The organism is Corynebacterium sp. KPL3927 (assembly GCF_040225835.1).
GTDB lineage: Bacteria > Actinomycetota > Actinomycetes > Mycobacteriales > Mycobacteriaceae > Corynebacterium.
The window spans coordinates 1-913 of record NZ_JBEHGD010000051.1 but is presented as its reverse complement, the minus strand read 5'-3'; the positions used below and the strand labels follow the sequence as shown (position 1 = coordinate 913).

At 55.3% G+C, this 913-nt stretch carries 1 protein-coding gene and 1 pseudogene; one reads left to right on the top strand and one right to left on the bottom strand.

The annotated features are described in order from the left end of the window. Window positions 1-249: 249 nt before the first annotated feature. A complete protein-coding gene (locus ABRP86_RS11505; protein ID WP_349864468.1) occupies window positions 250-444 on the bottom strand; it encodes a hypothetical protein in 195 nt (64 codons plus the stop codon). 59 nt (window positions 445-503) lie between these two features. Between ABRP86_RS11505 and ABRP86_RS11500 the strand changes: the two are divergent. Beyond that, window positions 504-836 (top strand): annotated as a pseudogene (locus tag ABRP86_RS11500) (integrase core domain-containing protein); the annotation flags it as partial. Between the last annotated feature and the right edge of the window lie 77 nt (window positions 837-913).

The following is a 913-nucleotide window of genomic DNA, read 5'->3' as shown; positions in this document are numbered from 1 at the left end:
GGCCGTAGCCTTTCCCGCCCGCTTCGACAAATACCTATAAACCTAGCCCCACACACAAACAACTTGACACGCTCGACGGTGACCGCCCCACTATTTCCGGGGCTCACCATCAGCAAGCGTTACACCACACTAAAGGACGCAACCCCAGTCTCATGAGGCGAAAAAGCTGAGGCAGCCTTCAGCAGCTCATTAGTGTCGCGTAGCTGGTGATTTTCACGGCGCAGCCTTGCGTTTTCGGCAGCCAAATCTTCACACACAGGTTCTGGGATGCTCCCGGCACGGCGGGCCTGCTGGGTCCATTGACGAGCCGTGTGCCATGAAACCCCCCAACTTTGGAGCTACTGCCTGGCACGCAGCCTGCATCGACATGTTTTCTGCCAGGATGCGATCCTCCACCAAGCGAACGACGCGGTCCTTGGCATCCTGGTCAAATTTTCTTGGCATGTTCCAGATTTTCCCATCTACTCAAACGGAACAAAACCTGGGACACTTCACAGCACGCGTTTACAGGCACTGCAGTCGCAGAAACGCTCCAACACCTCATCGACACCTACGGGCCACCCGCATCCACACTCACCGACAACGGACTGGTCTTTACGGCACGACTCACAGGTCGAAAAGGAGGCCGCAACGCATTCGAGAAAACCCTCAACCACCACCGCATCCAACAGAAAAATGGTCGTCCAGGCCATCCCCAAACTCAAGGAAAAATCGAGCGCTTCCACCAAACACTCAAAAAATGGATCAACGCCCGACCACCCGCTAAAGCCGTCGCTGAACTGCAGACACTCCTCAATGAATTCCGCGACTACTACAACACCACACGCCCCCACAAAGTGGGGTTGCCCGCAAATCGTGGACACGTAGTGGAGCTACCTAGTGGTTAGGCAGCGATTTCTTTTCTGCTGGTGGT

Bases quoted from the DNA above. Each gene is read 5' to 3' on its own strand.
- ABRP86_RS11505 (WP_349864468.1), bottom strand. From the start codon at position 444: ATGCCAAGAAAATTTGACCAGGATGCCAAGGACCGCGTCGTTCGCTTG.